5 protein-coding genes are annotated in these 7,577 nt (G+C 42.0%); 1 reads left to right on the top strand and 4 read right to left on the bottom strand.

Annotated elements, in window-relative coordinates; translation table 11 throughout:
- Positions 1–203: hypothetical protein (locus BLS65_RS01705; RefSeq protein ID WP_394331446.1), on the bottom strand; the 203-nt coding region annotated here is incomplete at its 3' end.
- Positions 204–393: 190 nt separating this feature from the next.
- Between BLS65_RS01705 and BLS65_RS01700 the strand changes: the two genes are divergently transcribed.
- Positions 394–1,866, top strand: coding sequence for an aminotransferase class V-fold PLP-dependent enzyme (locus BLS65_RS01700; protein ID WP_092434802.1), 1,473 nt, complete (start codon positions 394–396; stop codon positions 1,864–1,866).
- An 81-nt stretch (positions 1,867–1,947) separates the two neighbouring features.
- On the opposite strand, the gene BLS65_RS01695 is transcribed toward BLS65_RS01700, so the two are convergent.
- The 3 genes from BLS65_RS01695 to BLS65_RS01685 are packed head-to-tail and all read right to left on the bottom strand — an operon-like array spanning position 1,948 to position 7,453.
- Positions 1,948–2,511 (bottom strand): GNAT family N-acetyltransferase, encoded by a 564-nt coding sequence (locus BLS65_RS01695; protein ID WP_092434797.1) that lies wholly within the window; start codon positions 2,509–2,511, stop codon positions 1,948–1,950.
- A gap of 8 nt (positions 2,512–2,519) precedes the next feature.
- Positions 2,520–5,021: an OmpA family protein gene (locus BLS65_RS01690; protein WP_092434792.1), complete on the bottom strand. Its 2,502-nt coding sequence runs from the start codon at positions 5,019–5,021 to the stop codon at positions 2,520–2,522.
- Complete coding sequence (locus BLS65_RS01685; protein WP_092434788.1) at positions 5,018–7,453, bottom strand: PD40 domain-containing protein; 2,436 nt, start codon at positions 7,451–7,453, stop codon at positions 5,018–5,020. Before BLS65_RS01685 ends, BLS65_RS01690 begins: the two co-directional genes overlap by 4 nt.
- Positions 7,454–7,577 lie beyond the last annotated feature (124 nt).

Here is a 7,577-nt window from a genome sequence, read left to right as displayed (position 1 = left end):
ATATCCTCGGCGCATTCGCCGCCGCATAAAACCAGCATGAGGTAGGATCGAAACAAATCACTGTAGGAATACTGTGCCTTAACTCCCCGAATGCCAAGCGTTTGGTCTATGGTGTCGTAAATAGAGGCCTCCCGGATAATTTTGTCTGCAAAATTTATTCCGCCAAAAGAGTTGATGGTGTCGCTAGAATATGTAATTTTCATCCGCTACGATGTTTTCACCTAAGTAGGTGAAAATATTTTAATCGGGAAAGCCTTGTGATGATTATTATTACAGGGGTTCCCGATTATTTTATGCTTTTATGTTGCGGATATAAGGTATTAACAGTTTCGAACAAACGTTTGCGAGGCGATTTTTTTTTACTACTTTTCGCTCGCTTAATTCTAGGGCATAATGGGAAATGTGAGTGGCAAATTAGAGGATTATTTCGATAAGTTCAGGCAAAATATTGTCGGCATTGATGCTACTTACGAGTCTCCGTATGGTGTAAAGAAGGTGGTTTATGCCGACTGGATTGCCAGTGGTCGACTCTATGGACCCATTGAGGAAAAGATGCTCAAGGTTTTTGGACCAATGGTGGCTAATACGCATACCGAGAGCAGTGAGATGGGGCGGTTTATGACTGAAGCCTATCACTTTTCGCTTCACGAAATTAAGCGCCATGTAAACGCAAATGCCAGCGATGTGATTATTATGGCTGGCTTTGGAATGACTTCGGCCATAAATAAGTTCCAGCGCATATTGGGGTTGAAGAATTTGGGGGCAAAATTTGCCTCGGCTGATGAGCGACCTGTGGTTTTTGTTACCCACCTTGAGCACCACTCCAACCACACCTCTTGGTACGAAACCAATGTGGATGTGGTAGTCGTTGAGCCTGATGAGAATCTGTTAGTCTCTGCCGATAAGTTGAGAGAGGCACTTGAGCCGTATAGGCATCGTCCGCTCATTATTGGCTCGTTTAGTGCTTGTTCAAATGTAACGGGAGTATTTACACCCTACCATAAGTTAGCTGCCGCCATGCACGAAGTTGGTGGCTACTGCTTTGTTGACTTTGCGGCGTCGGCACCGTATGTTCACATGGATATGCATCCGGAGAATGAGGCTGAACGATTGGATGCCGTTTTCTTTTCGCCACACAAATTCTTAGGTGGCCCTGGTACTTCCGGCGTGTTGATATTCAATTCTTTGCTTTATAAAAATCGTGTTCCTGATCAGCCGGGTGGGGGAACTGTAGATTGGACCAATCCTTGGGGAGAGTATAAATACATCGACGATATTGAACGGCGCGAAGATGGTGGAACTCCAGGTTTTCTTCAAGCCATACGTTCGGCACTCGCCATTGGGCTTAAAGAGCAGATGGGGGTAGATAATATTGTGAAACATGAGCACGAGTTGGTATGCTATGCGCTCCAAGAACTGGATAGTATTCCTCGTCTTGTTAAGTTGGCTGATAACTGTAGAAGTCGGATAGGTGCCGTTTCCTTTTACATGAAGGATATACACTATAATTTGATTGTTAAGTTATTGAGCGATCGGTTTGGGATTCAGATGAGGGGTGGTTGCGTATGTGCAGGTACTTATGGGCACTTTCTGCTGCACGTTACCAAGGAACAATCGCACGCTATTACCGAAATGATTTCGCATGGTGACCTATCGCAAAAGCCCGGTTGGGTGCGGTGGTCGATTCATCCGACTACTACCATGTCGGAGATTAATTTTATTGTAGGATCCCTGAAAGAAATTGCTGAGAAAGTTGAAGAGTGGGCCCTCGACTATAAATATTGCAAAAAATCCAACGAGTTTTGTTATTCGGGATTGAATAAGATAGAGCCCGCACCCATTGAGAACTCTTTTACTCTAGATTAATACCTAAACCTAACCTAGACCCGAGGGGCTTGCATTACCTAAGTGTGAGTCCCTCATTTTTTTTGATTAACCTACTGCAATCTAATTAATGCTGTTTAAAGAGAGAGGGTTTACCATCTGCAGCATTAGTTCGTCCATCCATCCGTTTTGGGTCTTTAGCCATTGCTCTTTAATGCCGACTATCTTAAATCCCATTTTCTGGAATATTTGAAGGCTTGCTGTGTTTGTGGCGGCAACGTTACAGTAGAGCTGGTGTAGTTGCAGTGTTTCAAATGCATACTTGGTTAGCAACCGGATTGATTCACTGGCATAGCCCTTGTTGCGTTCCTCTTCGTTGTGGATCAAAATGCCGATACCTGCTCTGGAGTGGAATGGATCAAAGTCGAACAAATCAATGGCTCCTACTGGGTGAAACATAAAGGAACTTTGATCCTTTGCCTCGATGATCAACCGTAATTGCTTTGCTTCATAAATATCGATATGAGCCGATTCAATATACTTCTTAAGTAGGTATTTTGAGAATGGGGTAAGGGTGTTGCTTACTGCCCATATTTTCATGTTATTTTCCCAACTGTAGAGCAATTCAATATCGCTAGGCTCTATAGCTCTCAGTCGGATATGTGCACTTTGCAGCAAATTGTCCATAAATATTTCTATTTGATCCTACTCAAATTGGTAACAAAAGCATCGGGGTAGATTGGTGAAACTTTTTGCTTTAGTACCTGGATTGCCATTTCACGATCGCTAAATTCGCCCAAAATATAACGGTACATGTTGTCTTTTCCTCTTACCTCCTTCACCAAATCGGCTAGTCCTTTAAAATTGGAGACGGGCACTGGTTGTTTTGCGGCTAATATTTGAATGGTGAACTTGACCTCATTTGAGGCAGCAGGCTCTTGTTGCTCAAGGTTGCTATCTTGGGTTAGAGTTGATAGAGTAACGTCACTGATAATGGTTGCTGTTGCGTATCCGCCGTCGATACACTGGTTCATCAACTTGATTGCATCAGCTTTGTTGCCGAATTCACCCACCGTAACGAGGTATCCAACAGGTGTTTTATATGGCTTAACAATTTGGTTTTTCAGCAGGGGCAACGTTTGAAAAAATGTGGTATCGGGCTGATTGCTTGTCCGACATAATAGGATCGTAAAGAAGTTCTCTTTATTGGCCTTCAGGTTTTCAGGGATGGAGATATCCTCTGCGATAATTAAAGACCTATCTGATTTTAGAATTTTAATGGATACCCGTCGGTTGAATCGACGGCCTAAAGGGTTGTCGGTTCCATCCGGATTTTGATTGATGGCAATATTTTCAGCTGCGCCCACACCCCGGGCGACAAATCTAGAGGGATCAATTCCTTTGTCCGTAAGGAGATCTATCGCTGCTTTCGCACGTTTCAACGAGAGCGTCTTGTTGTATGCTTGTGCTCCTTTTGTATCCGTATGACCAACAACCTCAACGAGAACTGAAGGATATGCTTGCATGATGTTGTAAACCTTTTCGAGTTCAACTTGGGCGTCTCGGGAAAGGATATAACTGTCAAATCCAAATTGAATAGATCTTACGGTTAAATATTCCCCCGAAAGCACTTCGCTTGGGATAAGAAAAAAGGTGTAAGGTAGTGTTGCTCCGGCAACTTCTTCCGGTACATAAAAGTCGTTTCGGATAGTCTGATAACCATCGGCTTCGGCAATCATGGTATAGTTTCCTGTTGATACCGAGAAGGAGAAGTCTGTGCTTCCGACAGCCATCTTTGGCAAAAGCGTATCGCCAGAACGTTGATCTATGGTGAATAGTTTTAGGTTAGCACTTGATAAATCGGCCTTGTCTTGGCTTAAAACGCTACCACTAATTTCAGCCAAATTACTATTAGGAACGAGCCCAATCTCGGCAAGTTGAGTTATAACTTTTGTTGTGTTTTTTCGCTTAAAGACAAGTCCTTTTATGCCAGGTCCACAAAGGGGGCTGAAAAAAAGATCGTCGTCGGTTGAGTTCATTGGATAGCCTAGGTTTATTGGACTGGAGTATCCTTCAGAACTTACTTTGGAGAAGAATATGTCGTAGCCTCCCATGTTTTCGTGACCTTGGGATGCAAAGAACAGCATTCCTTTGTCTTCACAAAAGTAAGGGGCTTCTTCGTTGTAAGGGGTATTGATTGATGAACCTGCATTTTGAGCTGGGCCCCATTCCCCCTTGCTATCTAACTCCGATTTATAGATGTCTATTCCTCCAAATCCACCTTTGCGATTCGATGAGAAGTAAAGCGTTTTTCCATCCTTGGATATAGATGCGTTGGTCTCCCAGTAAGGCGTGTTAATGTTTTTGTTTAGTTTGGTTGCCTTTGACCACTCCTTTCCATTGAACTTACTATAGAATATTTCACCATTTCCATGGTCGTTGCTGAAAATGAAGATCTCCTTTCCATCTGCACTGCAACTCGAAATGCTGATTTCGCCATCAAGCCCAACAGGTATATTGAGGCTTATAGGTGTTGTCCATTTTCCTTCAACCTTTTTGCTCCAGTATAATGCCTCATAGAATTTTTTGTGTTGAGTGAAGAATAATGAGGATTCGTCTTCCGAGACAATGGGAGCGTAGGCCAATTCTAGGTTTGGAAATTCAAATTCTAAAATATCGAGAGTTGTTTTCACTGGTTTTGCAAGAAAAAACTTAGCTTTTTCGCAGGCTTTGATTTGTTGATCAACAAAGTCGTGATTGTAAACATCCTTAACGTCGAGTTGTGCCTTAAAAGTGTTGTAGGCTATAATCGCTTTTTCTAACTCAATCTTTATTCGATAGGCATCACCTAGGTAAAGCCAGATAATCGGGGGCGCTGATGTTTCTTTATAAGAACCCTCTTGGTAGGTATCGCTTATCTTGTTCGAGGCATACTCGAGATAGGCCAGTGCTTTTTCCTTCTGTCCTGGAATATTAAGCAAGCAAAATCCTATTCGGTAGTTGATGTTATGATTCGCCGGTTCAATCCTTTGGGCTTGGGAGTATAGAGCCAGAGCTTCGCGGTAATCTCCATACTGGAAATAGTATTCCGCATCCGAAAAAATATCTTTAAACGATTTCGGGAGGCTTTCCTGAGAAAAACTTGGCGAAATGCTAAAAGTTAGTAGCACCGATAGAAGTAGATGAAGCCCTTTCATTTTCTGTCGCGTTTTTTTTGTTTTCTTTTCTTCGCAAGAATCAATAGAAATATAAAGGCGCCAATTGCGAGTATGAATCCGCCTGTATATTTGATGATATGCATTGCACTCGGCCTTTCAAAGGCAAGCGTGAGGTCGTTCCGTGCCTGTGCATTAAGCGAGTAAAACTCTTCAGAGGCTATTTCAGCCATAATAGAAATCAGTTCCTGCTTGTAGTTTTGAAACTCAACTTCGTCGATTGATTTTAGCAATGCAATTAGTTGATCAAATGTGGTAATATGGTTTGTTTCTGGGTCGATACTGTTTAGCATCAACTTCAATTTGCCGCTTGCTTTTGCCTTTAGCAAGTTTGCAAGCGCAAGGAAAGTGGACCCGCTTCGATCCTTTTTAATAGAGCCTGTCTTCGAATAGGAGATGTAACTGTTGTCGCGATTAGCAGCAAACTTATCGAGGTAAACTATGAGGGCATTCAGTAGTTCATCACTGGAAATTATCCCTGATTTTTGTGCTTTCAACAAGGACGCCATTAGAAATAGCGGCGATCCCGACTGGGTGTTTTGGGCTGTGGTGAATATGCTCTGGGGGATGTTTAATCCAATCGATTTGAATATTCTGTAGAATTGTGTCGCTTGATTATCGGAATTACTCGCTGCAAATGCACTGTTCTCCTTGGTGGAATGGGGCATGCCTGGTACGTAAAATATATCTTCAATCAGGCTGCGAATTTGCTGGGTAAGGTTTGTTTGAAATCGTATGTCGAGTAGAAAGGGTATGTTTAGGTTGCTAAACGATCTGGTTTCAAGTCGATTATGGTCAGTGTCTCTAGCGGAGTTGCTCTTTTGTGTATTTTCTAAATCAGATATTGCTTGAGCATTAATTGGAACGAAATTGGTTGGAGCCTCTTCAATGTTGCCCTTCTTTGACGCTAGAAGATTGACTTGGTCGCGTAGGTTGTAGCGCTTGCCCTCAAAGTATAGTTTAATCCTTTTATTTGCGTCGGAATAGTCGTCGAGGTTCAATCCCTCCGGTAAAATAAGTGCCAACTTTTGTGCGTTTACCGTATCTATGACCAATGACTTTTTGCTAGACGATCGCTTTCTTAGTTCTAACTGGTTGTGCATTACTACTTCCTTAGCGTATCGTTCCGAGAAAATTTCAATTTTAAAAATATCCATCTCACCATAGCTGTCTTCGTCAAAACGGGCCAGTAATCCATATTGGCCATCATCAATCGGGCAAAACTCAATATCGTCATCGGATGTGTTAATCGGATAGCCTAGATTTTCCGGTTTTGACCATTCGTCGCCTTTGCTTGCGTTGGCGAAATATATATCATAACCGCCGAGCCCGAGAAAGCCATCCGAGGCGTAAAATAGGGTTGTACCGGTTGATGTTAGTGAGGGCGCTATTTCGTTGTAAGCGGAGTTTATGTTTGGGCCTAGATTTTGAGCAACATCCCAAGTTCCATTAGGCAGTTTACGGCTTTTATATAAATCTAACTCTCCGTAACCACCTTCTCTATTACTCGAAAAGTAGAGCGTTTTTCCATCAGGGGAAATTGCTGCACTGGCTTCCCAATACTTGGTGTTGATGTTGGATCCTATATCTTCAATGGGATTCCATCTTCCGTTGCGATAATGGCTTACATAGATGTTTCCATCTCGGTTATCATCTTTGTAAAGGTATAATTCGGTTCCGTCAAAATTAAGCGATAACGTTTTAAGGTTTTGGTCGGTTTCTAACTCTGGAGTTATATTCACAGGAGTCGACCATTCATTGCCTTTTTTACGGGCAACAAAAACAGCTTGATAGAACTTACGCTTGGAGGTGTAAGCCAGAACTTGTCCATTGTAGGAAAGTGTAGGGCTAAAGTTGGAGAATCGATCGTTGATTTTCTGCCCTAAGTTGCTAAGCAAAAAGTTAATGGGTTTTTTTTGTATGGCTTTCGAACTTTCGATTGTACCCAGCTGAAGTTTGAGCATCGATATGTCGTAATCAGTGTCCTTCTTACCTGTCAGGCTTTGGAATTTTAAGAATGCCTCTTTTGCTTTGCTTAACTGGTTGTTTGCCAGATACGCACTGCCTAAAAAGAAGAATGATTCAATGGGCGCATTAGCCTCTTTTATCGAGTTTTCCTTGTAACGTTTACTTGTGCTGGCTGTGGCCGTTTCCAAAAAAGGGATTGATTTGTTTTTCTTTCCCGGTATGTTGAGATAGCAAATGCCGATACGATAACTGAGGTTGCTATTTTTGGGGATTTCGCGAACAACCTGCTGGTATAGTGCTAATGCTTCTTCGTAATCTTCAAAGAAAAAATAGCTGTTGGCATCAAGATAGAGTTCTTCTACAGAAGTTTTTTCATCTTTTTCTTGAGCTTGAACTAAACAAACCAGCAGCAGTAGCAGTGCAGTTGCAATAAACTTTAATTTCATTATAATGATTTAGCCAGTAATAGTTAGGAGTAAATAGCACATAATAATGCCTAAGCCAAGTTATGACTTTTTTAGAAAACATCCAATTTAAACTTTAAGCATTTTTGAAGGGGAATCGAAAATG

It is taken from the genome of Williamwhitmania taraxaci, assembly GCF_900096565.1.
GTDB lineage: Bacteria > Bacteroidota > Bacteroidia > Bacteroidales > Williamwhitmaniaceae > Williamwhitmania > Williamwhitmania taraxaci.
This window is presented reverse-complemented; position numbering and strand designations above follow the sequence as displayed.

Coding starts and splice junctions, on each gene's coding strand:
- BLS65_RS01700 (WP_092434802.1), top strand. CDS start 394: ATGGGAAATGTGAGTGGCAAATTAGAGGATTATTTCGATAAGTTCAGG.
- BLS65_RS01695 (WP_092434797.1), bottom strand. CDS start 2,511: ATGGACAATTTGCTGCAAAGTGCACATATCCGACTGAGAGCTATAGAG.
- BLS65_RS01690 (WP_092434792.1), bottom strand. CDS start 5,021: ATGAAAGGGCTTCATCTACTTCTATCGGTGCTACTAACTTTTAGCATT.
- BLS65_RS01685 (WP_092434788.1), bottom strand. CDS start 7,453: ATGAAATTAAAGTTTATTGCAACTGCACTGCTACTGCTGCTGGTTTGT.